The following is a 15,325-nucleotide window of genomic DNA, read 5'->3' as shown; positions in this document are numbered from 1 at the left end:
GCTGGCGCGGTGCTAGGGTCCGCCCAGCACGCCTGTTTGCGTGTTTTTATGCAAAGGAATCCTGAATCATGTATCCGCTGACCTGGCTACACCCCGGCCAGATGGACGAACCCTTCCCGCCGCTGGAACATGCCCTGCACGAACCCAATGGCCTGCTGGCAGCAGGTGGAGACCTCAGTTTACCGCGCCTGCTGCGTGCCTATCGCCAGGGCATCTTTCCTTGGTACGAAGCCGGTCAACCGATTCTGTGGTGGAGTCCTGACCCACGCACGATCCTGTACACCGATCAAGTGCGCATCAGCAAAAGTCTGGCAAAAACGCTGCGCCAACGACCTTACCACGTCACCTTCGATCAGGCCTTTGCCGAAGTGGTTAAACGCTGTGCCGGCCCACGACGCGGGGCGCATGGCACCTGGATTACCTATGGCATGCAGCAGGCATTCATCCAGATGCACCAGCATGGCTATGCCCATTCCGTCGAAGTCTGGCAAGCGCAAACTTTGGTTGGCGGCTTATATGGCGCAGCTTTAGGGCGCATGTTTTACGGAGAATCCATGTTCACCCAGGTCCCCGACGCCTCCAAAATCGCCTTGATCACGCTATGCCGTCATCTGCACCATTGGGGCTATCCGCTGATTGACAGCCAGACCCCTTCACCCCACATGCTGCGCATGGGCGCCCAACCCATGGCACGCTCCCGCTTCAGCCGCCACCTCGATGAACTGTGTAAACAACCACCCCACCCCAGTCCCTGGCAGGTAGAACTTCAGCCCTGAAAATAGGACAGCGCATTTCCTGACTGTACAATCCCACGGCAACAGTGAGGATGGCGCGGTTTGTGCTTAATCTATGCGAGTCATTTTACTTGAACCCAGGAGAATTGCTGTGCCTAGATATGAAGCGTTTACCAATGAAAAATACCAGGATCAAGGCTGGGATGTGCCTGCTGATTTGAGTTTTGCTGCAGATCAGGGGTTTATCCCGATTGCGGGAACCGAGCTGCCCAAGGCGGTTTTAAGTCATCCGGTGGCGTTGATGCAGGATGCCGAGCAGCATTGGCAATGTGTGGCGCTGATGAGCTTTGAAACTCAGCGCAATGTGCATATTGATGAAGCCGGTACATGGTCAGGGGGTTATCTTCCGTCCCTGTTGCAAGGGCATCCGTTTCGCGTTTTTGAGGTTTCGCGGGAAGGGGATACGCAGTTTTTTGTGTCCATCGACGTAGATTCCGGCCTGGTTCACCCGGAGGGGAAGCAGCGTTTTTTTGATGAACACGGCGAACATAGCGCTGAATTCAAGAAGATGGTCAATTTTTTGACTGATTTGCAAAAAAACATGCTGCTGACGCGCAATTTATTGGCCATGTTGGCAAAAAATCGTTTGATTCAGCCGTGGCATGTGGCAGTTCCGGAAAATGGGCGGTTGATCAAAATAGAGGGGCTGTATTCCTTCAGCGAGCAGATCCTGAAAGTGCTGGATGATAAATCCATTATCGCCTTGCATCGGGCTGGGGCTTTGGGGCTGATCCATCTGCAATTATTGTCTACGCATCACATCAACACGCTGGCAGAAAAGTGTCAATATTCGCCAGGCAGCGAGGCGTGAGTGGTGATGGCGGTATCTTTATAGATGCCGCCATTTATCAGTTTGCGCGGGAAACCCCGGCCGCAAGGCCAAGGAGGGATAGCGCGGCTTGCGAAGCAAGCCTCCTGTTCCCGACGCCTCCTCTTTGGTAGCTTGCTCTCTTTATACATGGATGCTATCTATATTTTAACCGCCGGGCTGGCGGGGTTAGTCTGTGGAGAAACTGTAAGTCCGGTGTCTCTTTGAGGCATTTGGCAGGTCTCGGCGAAGCAGAAAGCGCTCAGCAGCAATGCTGGGAATCCCCGCCCTACCTGCCTGCCTGCGCCGCGTGCGTCGCGGCAGGCAGGTAGGGCGGGGAGGATGTCAATTGCGGTTATGCGCCGCCGCGTGGGCGGGTTCTGGATTGGGCAGCTTCCAGGCCGGGCAGGTCGTCGGGGACGATGTTGAGCAGGCGCAGGGCGTCATGCATAACCCGCGAGAAGACCGGGGCGGCGACCTGACCGCCGTAATATTCCCCGGTGCGCGGTTCGTCGATCATGATGATCATAACCAGGCGTGGATCAGACACCGGAGCAAAGCCGGCAAACAAGGCCAGGTAACGATCCTGGGCATAGCCTCCGGCGGCAGATTTGCGCACCGTGCCGGTTTTGCCGGCAACGCGGTACCCTTCGACCCGCGCCCGGGTGCCGGTGCCATCGCGGGTCGCGCCTTCGAGCATCAGGCGAAGCGCCCGGGCAGTGGCTGGTTGCATGACCTGTTCGGCATAGCGCGGGTCATTGCTTTGAATCAGGCGCGGGGTGTAAACCAGCCCATCACCGGCTATAGCCAGGTAGGACTGGGCCAGTTGCAGGGCGGTAACGGATAAGCCATAGCCAAAGCTTAGGGTGGCGCGTTCGGCCTGACGCCAGAGGATAAAATCACGCAGCACGCCGGTGGCTTCGCCGGGAAAGCCAGAACCAGTCAGGCGGCCAAAACCGGCGCGATGGTAGATCGTCCATAAGGCGCTAGGCTCCATTTGATTGGAGATTTTGACCATCGCCACGTTGGAGGATTTGACCATCATGGTGGTCAGGTCAACGTTGCCATAGTTGCGCACATCGCGGATGGTGTGGCGCCCGACGCGGATCTGGCCGGGCGAGGTTTCGATGCGTATATCGGGGCTAATGGCGCCGCTGTCGAGCGCGGCGGCAACGGTGAAGGGTTTGATCGTGGAGCCGGGCTCAAACAGGTCAGTCACAGCCCGGTTGCGTGAGGCATCGCCGCGCAGGGAGCTGCGGTTATTCGGATTATAGGAGGGCTGATTGACCATGGCCAGCACATCGCCATTGCGTGCATCAAGAATCACCGCCGTCCCCGCCAGGGCATTGCGCGCCTGTACGGCGGCCTTGAGTTCGCGATAGGCCACATATTGCAGACGCTGGTCAATGGTGAGCATTAAATCGCGTCCGGGTTGGGCCGGGCGGATATTTTCCACATCACGAATGGTACGCCCCAGGCGGTCACGCAAGACGCGCTTGGCACCCGGTCGACCGGCCAGCCAATCCTCATAGGCCAGTTCAACGCCTTCCTGACCGCGATCATCAATATTGGTAAAGCCCAGGATATGCGCGCTGGTTTCTCCCATCGGATAATAGCGGCGATATTCGCGTTGCAGTGCAACCCCCGGAATCCCCAGGGCGCGCACCTGTTGGGCGACATCGGGATTGATGTGACGGCGCAGGTAGACAAATTCACGTTCGGCGCGCTGGGCGATGCGCTGATATAAATCCTCTTCCCCAATCCCCAGCAGTCTGGCCAGGGCGGCCAGCCGCTGGCGTTCAACGTGGATGGTTTCGCGAGGATTCGCCCACACGGAGTCTACCGGCGTGCTCATGGCCACGGGTTCGCCGTTGCGATCCATGATCATGCCGCGATGCGCTGGCAGGGACACCACACGCAGATGGCGGGCATCGCCTTCGGTGCGCAGAAAATCCTGTTGCAGGATTTGCAGGTCAACGGCGCGCACCACCAGCACTACAGCGCACACCGCAAAGCAGATCAGCACAAACTGGCGGCGGCGTGTGCTGTTGTATTCTTTTTTTCTCATGGTCTTATGATTACCGTCGATTGAACCCCTGGCATCACCATGCGCAGACGTTCGCGGGCCTCGTCTTCAAGGCGTGCATGGGCCTGCCAGGTGCTTTGTTCCAGTTGCAGACGCCCCCATTCGACGTTGAGTTCATCGCGGGCGGCGATCTCGCTTTGCAAGGCGATAAACAGGCGCCGACTCTCATGTTTACTATAAACCACGCCTAATGCGCTGATGGTCAAAGCCAGCAGCAGGCATGAAAGCAGCAGGATACGCAACAGCATGATCAGGCCCGCTCGGCAATGCGCAAGACCGCGCTGCGGGCGCGGGGATTGGTACTCACCTCCGCCTCGCTGGGAAAGATGGCTTTGCCGAGGTGACGCAAAATCGGCGCATTGGGGGTGCCCGTGATGGGTAAATGACGCGGGATAGGCTGGCCGTGTTCTTGCTGACGAATGAACCGCTTCACCAGACGGTCTTCGAGTGAATGGAAGCTGATGACCGCCAGACGCCCACCGGGCGCCAGCAGCGCCGGAACGCCTGCCAAGCATTGCGCCAGGGCGCCCAGTTCATCATTGATATAAATGCGCAGGGCCTGAAAGCTGCGGGTGGCCGGGTGTTTGTGGCGCTCACGCGGATGCACCGGCACACACTCGGCAATCAGTTCCGCCAGTTGCCGGGTACGCAGCAGCGGTGTCTCGGTGCGCTGTTGCACAATGCGCCGCGCAATCCGGCGCGCCTGACGCTCCTCGCCAAACTCAAATAGCACCTTGCTTAAGGTGCTTTCCTCCACCTGTGCAAGCCATTGCGCGACGGATTGTCCGGCGGTTGGGTTCATGCGCATATCCAGTGGGCCATCGTGCATGAAGCTAAAGCCGCGTGCCGGATCGTCGAGCTGCGGCGAAGATACGCCCAGATCCAGCAGCAGACCGCGTACCTGACCGAGCAGGCCCAGGTCGGCACAGATGCTATGCAAATCTCTAAATGAACCGGCGACAAACTGTAAGCGGGGATCTTGGGCGCACAGCGACTGCGCGGCTTTGGCGGCCTCAGGGTCTTGATCGATTGCCAGCAGACGGCTATCGGGTGGCAGGCGTGCCAGCAGGGCCTGGCTATGACCGCCGCGCCCAAAAGTGGCATCCACATAAACGCCCGCGCCGGGTGGGGTATCGGGCAACAGCGCGCTCAAGACTTCGTTGCATAAAACCGGGATATGAACAGGGGACGTGGGCATGGATAGGCTAATCTGCAAAGGTGGCGTGGTGGCATCTTCCCGATACCGGGTCATCCAACAGGCGACGGCTAATGCTGCCGTCACCCGTTTAGCGTGTCCCTAAATCCAGCACTCCGGCACCACGTCCCAGATGTGTTCAGCATATTGCCTGACGGTGCGGTCGATGGAGAAATACCCCATGCGGGCGGTATTGAACAAGGCTTTGCGTGACCAGGCTTCCTGATCACGATACAGTGCATCGACCTGTTCTTGCACCGCAACATAGGAGGCAAAATCCGCCAGAATCATGTAGTGATCCACGCTCAGCAGATGATGGCTCAGGTCACGATAGCGCTGTGGCTCAGACGGCGAGAAAAAGCCATCGCGGATCATATCAATGCACAACCGCAGGTGGGCGTTGTGCTCATACACCTCACGCGGGGTGTATCCCGCTGCCCGCAATTGACTGACCTCATCGGTGCGCAGTCCAAAAATGAACATATTGTCTTCACCGACGGCCTCGCGGATCTCGATATTGGCGCCATCCAGCGTACCGATGGTCAGCGCCCCATTCAGCGCCAGCTTCATATTGCCGGTGCCGGAGGCCTCGGTGCCTGCCGTGGAAATCTGCTCAGACAGATCAGCCCCTGGAATGATCACCGAGGCGGTGCTGACATCATAATTGGGAATGAACACCACCTTCAGCCGCCCAGCCACGGCAGGATCGTGATTAATGAACTCGGCCACATCATTGATCAGGCGAATGATCTGCTTGGCGCGCACATACGAGGGTGCAGCCTTGCCGGCAAAAATCGCCACCCGCGACACATGCGGCTCTTCAGGGGCAAAGCGGATGCGGTTGTACAGATGTACCACATGCAACAGACTCAATAACTGCCGCTTGTATTCATGCATACGCTTGATCTGCACATCAAACAAGGCGTTGGTATCCACCTGAATGCCCGTGGTTTTGTGAATCAAGCGGGCCAGGCGAACCTTGTTTTGGCGTTTAACTTCACGAAAACGTGCCAGAAACTCACGATCCTGCGCCAGAGGCTCCAAGCGCCTGAGCTGCCCAAGATCAATGCACCAGTCCTGGCCAATGTGCGTGGAGATCAACTTTGCCAGTTTAGGGTTGGCTTGATTGAGCCACAGCCGGGGGGTGATGCCATTGGTGATATTGACAAAGCGCTCCGGCCACAGACGGTAAAAATCCGCAAACAGGGTTTCTTTGAGCAACTGCGTGTGTAAGGCCGCCACGCCATTGATCTTATGGCTGCCCACCACCGCCAGATGCGCCATCCGCACCCGCCGCCCGCCGTCTTCATCAATCAGGGACAGGCGCCGCACGAGGTCATTATCACCGGGGAAGGTCCGGCGGACATGCAGCAAAAACTGAAAATTGATTTCATAGATGATCTGCATGTGGCGCGGCAAAACCCGCTCCAGCAAGGAAACCGGCCAGGTTTCCAGCGCCTCGGGCATGAGCGTGTGATTGGTGTAGGCAAACACCCCTTGAGTGACCTTCCAGGCCGTATCCCAATCCAGACGATAGGCATCCAGCAACAGGCGCATCAACTCGGCAACGGCGATGGCCGGATGCGTATCATTGAGATGAATCGCAATTTTTTCAGGCAATTCCGTGATCGGATAGCCCAGATGCTCGTGCCGGTCGATGATGTCCTGAATGGAGGCGGAAACAAAGAAATATTCCTGCTTAAGCCGCAGCTCACGCCCGGAAGCCGTCGCATCATTGGGATAGAGCACCATCGAGATGGTCTCGGATTCGGCCTTTTCCTTGACCGCACGGATGTAATCGCCTTCGTTGAAATACTCCAGATTAAAATCCCGCGTGGCCTTGGCAGACCACAGACGCAGATTATTGGCGTTTTTCGAGCTATACCCAGGGGTGGGATAGTCATTGGCCATAGCAATGACCTCCTCCGCCCCTTCCCAATAATAACGAGTCTGGCCTTTTTCCCGATGGGTCACCACATGACCGTAAAAATGCACCGGAAAGATTTTTTCCGGGCGCGGGAATTCCCATGGATTGCCATAGCGCAGCCAGTTATCCGGGTGTTCGATCTGCTCGCCATTGACAATCCCCTGACGGAACATGCCATATTCATAGCGAATGCCATAGCCATAGCCGGGCATACACTGGGTGGCCATCGAATCCAGAATACAGGCCGCCAGCCGTCCCAGGCCGCCATTGCCCAGAGCCGCGTCTGATTCCAGCTCGGAAATCTCATCAAGCTGAATGCCAAAATCCGCCAGCGCCTCAACGCAGGCCTCATAACAGCCCATATTCAGCAGACTGTTGATCAGAATCCGTCCGATCAGATATTCCATCGACAGGTAATAAACCCGCTTGACGTGCTCCTGATTAAACAGGCGCTTGGTATACATCCGTCGTTCAATCAGGCGCTCACGCACTGCATAGGAAACGGCCAGCAGCCAGTCACGCTGCGTGGCATTAAGCGGGTCTTTGCCAATGATATGAATCAGGGCCTCGCGAATAGACTTCTTGAAGGATTCTTTATCACTTGCCATAGGGCGATGTGCCAATTCACGGTTGATGTCCATGGGGACCACCATACAGGTTCTGGTCAGGTGCCCAAGCGATGTAGAGCCACCGCTTCAAGCATCCTGACGATTACAGGAGATCAAGCTGTTCTATGCAAACTCATGCAAAAAAAGCGCCAGTTTATTCACGCGCCATCGCACGGTGTCCAATGTCTTTGCGGTAGAACAGCCCCTCCCAATGTATCTGGTCCGCCAAAAAATAGGCGTTAGCATGGGCCTGTTTGACAGTCTCGCCTAACGCCACCACACATAATACCCGCCCCCCTGCGGTCACCACCTGACCTTGCTGGATTTGTGTGCCAGCATGAAACACTTTGGCATCCTCACCCATCGGGGCTGCCAGGCCATAAATCATATCCCCCTTGCGATAGGTATCGGGATAGCCTTTGGCCGCCAACACCACACCCAAAGCCGCACGCGGGTCCCAATGCGCCTCCACCTGATCCAGCTGTTTATCCAGCGCCGCCTCCACCAGTTCCACCAAATCAGAACGCAGACGCATCAAAATCGGCTGGGTTTCAGGATCCCCCATGCGACAGTTAAACTCAAGCACCTTCGGCGTACCGTGGGCATCAATCATCAGTCCGGCATATAAAAAACCGCTATAGGGATGCCCTTCCGCCGCCATACCACGCACCGTAGGCAAAATCACCTCATCTAAAATGCGTTGATGGATCTCAGGGGTCACCACCGGCGCGGGTGAATAAGCCCCCATACCACCGGTATTGGGGCCGATATCCCCCTCATCACGCGCCTTATGATCCTGTGAACTGGCCAGGGGCAGCACATGCACGCCATCGACCATGCAGATAAAGCTGGCCTCTTCGCCGTGCAAAAACTCCTCAATCACCACCCGATGCCCGGCCGCACCAAACTGATTCCCGGCGAGCATATCGCGCACCGCATCCTCGGCCTCCTCAACCGTCATCGCCAGAATCACCCCCTTGCCCGCCGCCAGACCATCGGCCTTGACCACAATCGGCGCCCCCTGGGTGCGGATATAATCCAGCGCGGCATTTAAATCCGTAAACCCCTGATAAGCCGCCGTGGGGATGGCGTGACGGCTCAGAAAATCCTTGCAAAATTGCTTAGAACCTTCCAGACGTGCCGCCTGTGCCGTGGGGCCAAAAATCCTCAGCCCCAGCGCCTCAAAGGCATCCACCACGCCCGCCACCAACGGCACCTCCGGGCCGACAATGGTCAGCGCCACCGCCTGCGCCTGGGCAAAGGCACACAGCGCTGCAACATTATCTGCGGCAATCGCCACATTCTCGCATTTAGGTTCACGCGCCGTACCCGCATTGCCCGGCGCCACAAACACCTGCTCGACGCGGCTGCTGGCGGCCACTTTAAAGGCCAGAGCGTGCTCACGCCCTCCGCCTCCGATAATTAACACCTTCACTGCTGCACTATCCTCATGAATGGCTTGCGCATCAATCGTTGACCGTCCAAAAGCCCGAAACAATTCAGCGAGCTTCAAAACCGCCTTAATGCAAAATCATAACACTAGCCCGCCCGGCAAAACAGTTTTCCAGCCACATTGCGCAAGAAACGAATCGCTATTTGCCATCGGCTGGGCATCTGCGCCTGAAAATAATAGTAAAGACTGCGTGCAGGCCGTTTTGCCATGTGCCAGATGTGCGCTCATCACGACCTTTTGAGGATTTGCTTGCCGGACCAAGTTAGTGATCGGCGGAAAATCGTGTTTCCGTTGGGGCTGGGGCTTGTGTTTGGGAATGTTGGCGCAGGCATTGATGGATGCGGCGGCGGGCTTGGGCGGGGTTTGGGATGTCGCAGAAGCGGATGCTGCTGGCGTGGTTGCCGTTGTCAAATTCCAGGTTGCCCAGACCTAGCCAGCGTTGTACGGTGGATTGCTGGATGCTGATGCCGCGAATGTGTTTGGCGGGGATGTGGAGACGCTGCACACGCAGCAGGCCGTTGCGTACCTCGATGCCGTACGGGGTGATGTGGTAGCGTTGGCGATAACGCAGCACGCTGAGCAGGCCCGCAGAGGCGAGCAGTATGGCAACGCCAAGTAGCAGCGGGATGATGCTTAAAAATGCGGGGAGGGCGGCATTTGCAAGCCAGGCCGTTAAGGGAGCCTGCGCGAGCAGGCCGCTGATAGTGAGCCATAGTCCGCCCAGGCCGGTGAGGAAAAATCCCCAGCCGCCAAGCCAGGAGGGGTGCAATACCAGCGTTTGCCGGGCCGGATGCGCGTCTGCATCCTGGGTATCCGGGCGCACGGATGGGGGGGCGATCTGTAGGGGGATTTCGGTGTGTCGCAAGGATTTGGCACGCAGCGGCGGGGCCTCGTTGGCACCTGCCTGCGCCGCGTGCGTCGCGGCAGGCAGGTTCGCCGGGGGCAGTGTGCGTGAGGCCACCAGCGTGCTGTCGCTGGCGGGGGCTGGCTGTGCGCTGGGTATTTGCAGCGGCGGCGCGGGTTTGGCCGGTGTGTTTGTCTGCGAATGGCCGGTTTTGAGCATGCGCATCACCCCGTCGAGTTCCTCGCGAGCCTCTTCCAGGAGCTTGAGTTTCAGGGTTTCATTCGGGATGCCCAAGGGTAAGCGGTTAAAGGCGGGCACTTGATCATAGCGAGGGGTCTCGTCCGTGCCCGCTAGTGGCGGGGCATAGGGGTAGAGTTTAGCCACCAGCACAATATCGCAATAATCGGCTTTGTCATTGTCGGTCTGGCGTCGCCAGTCACTGGATTCACGCACCACCGTGGCAATGCTGTGCTCCAGCCCCCAGTAGCGAATAACAATCTCGCCGATGGGTGCTTGCAGCTTGGCGAGAATTTTCAGCAATTCCTCTTCGGAGGGTTCAAGCTGTGCCTCATCCAGGTAGTTGAGGATGGGGAGCTGGCCGACATCGCTGATCAGGCCGGCCAGCATGGCCCGTTCCGGATCAAAACCGTGGCAGTGGCGGGCAATCACATAGCTTAAGGCAGAAATGTGGACGCTGCGGTCCCAGAGCTGGTGCAGATAGTGTTTAAACAGCTCGGATTTGCCTTTGAAGACATGGCGCATCGCAGTGGTAAAGATCAATGTGCGGGTTTTTTCCAGCCCCAGACGCACAATCGCATCGCGAATATGCGTGACTGGATATAAGCCGGTATACATGGCGCTGTTGGCGGCATGGAGCAAAATCCCGGCGGTTCCGGGGTCTGTCTGAATCAGGCGCGCCAGGCGTGCTGAGTTGATGGTGGGGTCATTGGTCAGCAGGCGGATTTTGACAGCTATCTCTGGCAGGCTGGGCAGTTTGATCTTTTTGTCCAGATAGGCCTGATAGACCTGATCAAACACAATGCCTTCGTTTTCATCCAGCAGCAGCTCACGCACCTCATAGCCCGCCTGGCTTTGTTCCTGGCGCAGGGTTTCGTAAAAGTTACGATCCAGACGCAGAAAACGGCAGGCATAGATGGCGACGATGTGTTCTTTGAGGCTGTTTTCCCCAAATACCGGCGAGTGGGCGCGCTCCGTGGCGGCCTCAATGATGGTGGGCGTGTCTGCGCCAAACAGTGTCAGTTTGCCAGACAGCAGATACAGCAGCCAGCGATGGGCCTGGGCGCCATTGTATTTTTCCCCTGGCCTTAAAACGAGCGTTGATCCCTTTTGTACCAGTTGCTCACGGTACGCTGGCTCAAGCTCGCTGACCGGGTACAGCTTATCAGCGAGTTTTGTTGACATGGTATGCGCCAAGAAACGGACAAAGAGGTTTTATAGTGATAAAAACAGGGCGCGCTGTATATGCCATCAAAGCAGGCCCTTCCCTTGCACAATAATGGCAGGAGACTTACCTTGAGCATTATGCACATTACATGCCGTGATTTGTTGAAAATGCCCTCACCCCTACTGTGCTTATCTCACTGGGCACAGCAGCGGGTGTTTTTAGCGATTCAGACAGCGCTGGGGCTTTGCAGGCCGAGTCTGGCGACTTCATAGACATCATTGGACAGTTTGGGCTGTGCCAGGATGCGTTGCAGCGCGGCTTGCATGAAGTGGGCGCGCTGTGTGTCGAAGCACTGCCAGCGGGTGAGGGGACGGGTCAGGCGGGCGGCAATCTGCGGGTTGCGCGGGTCAAGTGCGATGATCTGTTCAGCGACAAAAGCATAGCCACTGCCATCCTGGGCATGAAAATGCAGCGGGTTGGCATTGGCAAAGGTGCCGATCAGGGCGCGTACCCGATTGGGGTTTTTCAGGGTAAATGCGGGATGGTGCAGCAGTGTCTGCACGGTGTGCAGGGTCTGCGGCAGGCTGGAGGCCGCCTGCATCGCGAACCATTTATCCATGACCAGCGGGTCATCTGCCCAGCGCGTGGCAAAATCGGCGAGCATGGCGCTGCGCTGCGGGCAGTCGATGTCACGCACCGCCTGCAAGGCACCCAGACCTTCGGTCATGTTGGCGGCGTGCTGATAGTGGGTATATGCCAGTTCGCGCCAGGTGGCTTTGGGCAGGGTACACAGATAGCTCAGACACAGGTTGCGTAGGCGCCGCTGGCCCATGTGCTGCGGGTCCAGTGCGGTGGAATTGGCCCGCTGTGTCGCCTGGTACAGGCTCAGCCAGTGGCTTTCCAGGGCCCGGCCCAGATGCTGGCGTAGCTGTTCGCGGACGCGGTGAATGGCCTCGACATCGGTGGCAGCCGCTGCTAACGGCGGCCGGTTTACGGCGACAGCGGAAAGATGTCGCCACTGTTCGATCAGATACACCTCACTGGGCAGCGTCAAGGTCTTGGCCAGCCAGGCGGCATCCGTGAGCTGATGGGGTGTCAATAAGCTGGCAATGGCTTTAGTCCAGGCGGAGCGTTCTGCCGTGATGTCTTGCGCCGGGTCTGCCAGCTGTGCCTGCAGCAGCCGCAAGGCATAGCGCTGGGCGGCCTCCCAGCGGTTGAAGGGGTCGCTGTCATGGGTCAGCAGGAAGGCGAGTTGCGCATCGCTGTAGGCAAATGCCAGATGTACCGGGGCGGAAAACCCCCGTAACAGCGAAGGAACCGGCGGCGTTGGAATATCTTCAAAGCAGAACTGCTGCTGTTTTGCATGGACCTCCAGCACGCGCTCGGTGGCGTAGCCGCTGTGGGGGGGCTCATTGTGCAGGCGTAAGGGCAACGCCTGGCCCTGGAGATCAAATAGCGCCAAACGTAGCGGAATCAGCAGCGGCTGGGCGGGCATATCCTGCAGGCTGGGATTGTCAGCGGGATGCTGGGTGATGTGCAGGCAATAGCGGCGGCGGTCGGCCTCATAGACTCCGTGAATCTCCAGACGCGGCGTGCCCGCCTGGGTATACCAGGGCATGAACGGGCTTAAATCGCGTTGACTCTCGGTCTCCAGGGCCTGGATAAAATCCTCCACCGTGACGGCTTGGCCGTCGCAGTCGTGAAAATAACGTCTGAGTGCGGCATCAAACACCGCCGGGCCAAGCAGAGTTTGCAACATGCGCACCAGCTCGGCGCCTTTTTCATAGACGGTCAGGGTGTAGAAGTTATTGATCTCGATATAGCTGTCCGGGCGTACCGGATGCGCCATGGGGCCGGCATCCTCGGCAAATTGCGCATCCCGCAGATGCTGGACATCGTCGATGCGCTTGACCGCGCCCAGGGTTTGCTCGGTGCTGAATTCCTGATCACGGAACACCGTCAGACCTTCCTTGAGCGAGAGCTGAAACCAGTCGCGGCAGGTGATGCGATTGCCCGACCAGTTGTGCAGGTATTCATGGGCGATGACGCTTTCGACGTTGAGGAAATCTTCATCGGTGGCGGTCTGGGGATGGGCCAGCACATAACGCGCATTAAAAATGTTCAGCCCCTTGTTTTCCATGGCGCCCATATTGAAATCATCGACGGCAACGACCATGTAGATGTCCAGATCATATTCACAGCCAAAGCGGCGCTCATCCCAGCGCATCGCCTTTTTTAAGGAACGCATGGCATGGTCACACTGGTGCAGGTTATGCGCCTGCACATACACCCGCAGCGTGACCTCGCGCCCGGAGGCGGTGATGAACTGATCCTGCTGATACACCAGATCCCCGGCGACCAGGGCAAACAGATAGCAGGGCTTGGGAAAGGGATCATGCCACAGGGCAAAGTGGCGCCCACCGGGCAGCTCACCGGCGGCCTGCAGATTGCCGTTGGATAACAGCACCGGATAGCGGCGTTTATCGGCTTCCAGACGCACGGTGTAAACTGCCATCACATCCGGACGGTCGGGAAAGTAGGTGATGCGGCGAAAGCCCTCGGCCTCGCATTGGGTACACAGATTACCCCCCGACAGATACAGACCCTCCAGGGCGGTATTGTCTGCCGGACACACCAAGGTCTCGATCTCCAGGGTACAGCCATCGGGCAGCGCAGGAATGAGTAATGCATCCGGCGTCTGCGTATAGGCAGCCGGCGGCAGCGGCTGTCCATCCAGCCAGAGCTGGCCCAAACGCATGGCCTGACCATCCAGATGCAGCGGGGCGGCAGGCACCTCCAGATTGCGGCGCAGGCTGAGCGTGGCAAGCACGCGGGTTTGCTGCGCATCCAGGGCAATATTGAGCGTGATCTGATCGACCCACCACGGCGGCGGGCTGTAATCGCTGAGATAGATGCGTTGAGCCGGTGCAACAGGCATGGGGTCAGCTTTCGCTATGTCGTCGGCCAGTGCGCACGATGCCGCGCTGGCTTTGCCGGATGAAGGTGACAAAATGCAAGACCTCGGGGTATTGCTGTTGCAGTGCCTGCACCGCCTCAAAGCCTCGCGTTCGGTCGTGGGTACGCACCAGATATTTAAACGCACGATGCAGGGCCTGAATACTGGCGGCGCTAAAGCCGCGTCGCTTCAGTCCCAATTTGTTGATCCCGATGGCGCGGGCATAATTTCCCGAGGCCAGGGTGTAGGGCGGCAGATCACGATTGAGTGCCGCCCCCATACTGGTGAAGGCATGGGCACCGATGCGGCAATATTGATGCACCAGGGTAAAACCGCCGAGAATCGCATGATCCTCAATATGCACATGCCCGGCCAGCGAAGCGGCATTGGAAAAAATGCAGTGATTGCCAATCAGGCAATCGTGGGCAATATGCACATAGGCCATGATGAAGTTATGATCCCCCAGGCGCGTCAGACCGCCACCGCGCTGGGTACCCCGGCTGATGGTGACCGATTCGCGCACCACATTATGATCACCCAGCTGCAGGCGGGTGGGTTCGCCCTGATAAGAGACATCCTGCGGGGCCTCACCCAATGAGGCAAACTGAAATACCTCATTGTATTGCCCCAGGGTGGTCTGCCCGGTGATCACCACATGCGGGCCGATGCGCGTGCCTTTGCCGATACGCACCTGCGGGCCGATAATGCTGTACGGCCCGATGCTGACCTGTTCATCAAGCTGTGCCTTGGGATCGACCACGGCACGCGGATCAATCATCCGTCAATTTCCTTCCCGGCACACATCAGCTCGGCGGTTGCGGCAATCTCTTCGCCGACCTTGGCCACCGCTTTGAAACGCCAGATACCGCGCATGGCCCGGACAAACTCAACATGCAGATGCAGTTGATCACCCGGCTCGACCGGACGACGGAAACGCGCCTCGTCAATGCCCACAAACAGATACAGCTGCTGCTTGTCAGGGCTTTCATTGCGGTATTCCTGGGTTTTAAAAGCCAGCAATCCCGTGGCCTGTGCCAGGGCTTCCAGAATCAGCACCCCCGGCATGACCGGGCGGATCGGGAAATGGCCTTGAAAAAACGGCTCGTTAAAGGTGACGTTTTTGATCGCGTCCAGAGATTCCCCCGGTTTAAAATCAATGACCCGATCAACCAGCAAAAAAGGATAGCGGTGAGGCAGATAGCGCATCACCTCATGAATGGACATAGGCTCCAAGATGGATTCCCCTAAA

Annotated in this window: 11 protein-coding genes; 2 read left to right on the top strand and 9 right to left on the bottom strand. The window is 57.9% G+C overall.

What is annotated here, in order from left to right; genetic code table 11:
* The first annotated feature begins 68 nt into the window (after positions 1–68).
* Both aat and THISIDRAFT_RS03000 read left to right on the top strand, forming a co-directional pair.
* Positions 69–776: a leucyl/phenylalanyl-tRNA--protein transferase gene (gene aat / locus THISIDRAFT_RS03005; protein WP_006787114.1), complete on the top strand. Its 708-nt coding sequence runs from the start codon at positions 69–71 to the stop codon at positions 774–776.
* A 109-nt stretch (positions 777–885) separates the two neighbouring features.
* Entirely contained in the window at positions 886–1,605 is a 720-nt protein-coding gene (locus THISIDRAFT_RS03000; RefSeq protein ID WP_006787113.1) for a SapC family protein, read from the top strand.
* Between the two features lie 352 nt (positions 1,606–1,957).
* On the opposite strand, the gene THISIDRAFT_RS02995 is transcribed toward THISIDRAFT_RS03000, so the two are convergent.
* The 9 genes from THISIDRAFT_RS02995 to fabZ form a co-directional block, all read right to left on the bottom strand.
* Positions 1,958–3,670, bottom strand: a complete 1,713-nt coding sequence (locus tag THISIDRAFT_RS02995) for a peptidoglycan D,D-transpeptidase FtsI family protein (protein WP_006787112.1) — start codon at positions 3,668–3,670, stop codon at positions 1,958–1,960.
* Positions 3,667–3,936, bottom strand: a complete 270-nt coding sequence (gene ftsL, locus THISIDRAFT_RS02990; RefSeq protein WP_006787111.1) for a cell division protein FtsL — start codon at positions 3,934–3,936, stop codon at positions 3,667–3,669. The genes THISIDRAFT_RS02995 and ftsL overlap by 4 nt, the downstream gene beginning before the upstream one ends.
* 2 nt (positions 3,937–3,938) lie before the next feature.
* Entirely contained in the window at positions 3,939–4,886 is a 948-nt protein-coding gene (gene rsmH, locus THISIDRAFT_RS02985) for a 16S rRNA (cytosine(1402)-N(4))-methyltransferase RsmH (RefSeq protein ID WP_040851983.1), read from the bottom strand.
* A gap of 99 nt (positions 4,887–4,985) precedes the next feature.
* Entirely contained in the window at positions 4,986–7,451 is a 2,466-nt protein-coding gene (locus THISIDRAFT_RS02980; protein ID WP_139063995.1) for a glycogen/starch/alpha-glucan phosphorylase, read from the bottom strand.
* Between the two features lie 121 nt (positions 7,452–7,572).
* On the bottom strand, positions 7,573–8,853 hold the full coding sequence (purD, locus tag THISIDRAFT_RS02975; protein ID WP_006787108.1) for a phosphoribosylamine--glycine ligase: 1,281 nt from the start codon (positions 8,851–8,853) through the stop codon (positions 7,573–7,575).
* 280 nt (positions 8,854–9,133) lie between these two features.
* On the bottom strand, positions 9,134–11,137 hold the full coding sequence (locus tag THISIDRAFT_RS02970; protein ID WP_006787107.1) for an HDOD domain-containing protein: 2,004 nt from the start codon (positions 11,135–11,137) through the stop codon (positions 9,134–9,136).
* Positions 11,138–11,346: 209 nt separating this feature from the next.
* The gene (pepN, locus tag THISIDRAFT_RS02965; protein WP_006787106.1) at positions 11,347–14,058 is read right to left on the bottom strand and encodes an aminopeptidase N; all 2,712 of its coding nucleotides are present in this window, start codon (positions 14,056–14,058) and stop codon (positions 11,347–11,349) included.
* Between the two features lie 4 nt (positions 14,059–14,062).
* A complete protein-coding gene (gene lpxA / locus THISIDRAFT_RS02960; protein ID WP_006787105.1) occupies positions 14,063–14,854 on the bottom strand; it encodes an acyl-ACP--UDP-N-acetylglucosamine O-acyltransferase in 792 nt (263 codons plus the stop codon).
* A complete protein-coding gene (fabZ, locus tag THISIDRAFT_RS02955; protein ID WP_174269468.1) occupies positions 14,851–15,300 on the bottom strand; it encodes a 3-hydroxyacyl-ACP dehydratase FabZ in 450 nt (149 codons plus the stop codon). Before fabZ ends, lpxA begins: the two co-directional genes overlap by 4 nt.
* Positions 15,301–15,325: the final 25 nt, after the last annotated feature.

It is taken from the genome of Thiorhodospira sibirica ATCC 700588 (genome assembly GCF_000227725.2).
Classification (GTDB): domain Bacteria; phylum Pseudomonadota; class Gammaproteobacteria; order Ectothiorhodospirales; family Ectothiorhodospiraceae; genus Thiorhodospira; species Thiorhodospira sibirica.
Note: the sequence above shows the minus strand (reverse complement) of the source record. Positions and strands in the feature narration are given on the sequence as shown.

Excerpts from the sequence above, each read along its gene's own strand:
- aat (WP_006787114.1), top strand. The coding sequence starts at position 69 with ATGTATCCGCTGACCTGGCTACACCCCGGCCAGATGGACGAACCCTTC.
- THISIDRAFT_RS02995 (WP_006787112.1), bottom strand. The coding sequence starts at position 3,670 with ATGAGAAAAAAAGAATACAACAGCACACGCCGCCGCCAGTTTGTGCTG.
- ftsL (WP_006787111.1), bottom strand. The coding sequence starts at position 3,936 with ATGCTGTTGCGTATCCTGCTGCTTTCATGCCTGCTGCTGGCTTTGACC.
- rsmH (WP_040851983.1), bottom strand. The coding sequence starts at position 4,886 with ATGCCCACGTCCCCTGTTCATATCCCGGTTTTATGCAACGAAGTCTTG.
- THISIDRAFT_RS02980 (WP_139063995.1), bottom strand. The coding sequence starts at position 7,451 with ATGGACATCAACCGTGAATTGGCACATCGCCCTATGGCAAGTGATAAA.
- THISIDRAFT_RS02970 (WP_006787107.1), bottom strand. The coding sequence starts at position 11,137 with ATGTCAACAAAACTCGCTGATAAGCTGTACCCGGTCAGCGAGCTTGAG.
- pepN (WP_006787106.1), bottom strand. The coding sequence starts at position 14,058 with ATGCCTGTTGCACCGGCTCAACGCATCTATCTCAGCGATTACAGCCCG.
- lpxA (WP_006787105.1), bottom strand. The coding sequence starts at position 14,854 with ATGATTGATCCGCGTGCCGTGGTCGATCCCAAGGCACAGCTTGATGAA.
- fabZ (WP_174269468.1), bottom strand. The coding sequence starts at position 15,300 with ATGTCCATTCATGAGGTGATGCGCTATCTGCCTCACCGCTATCCTTTT.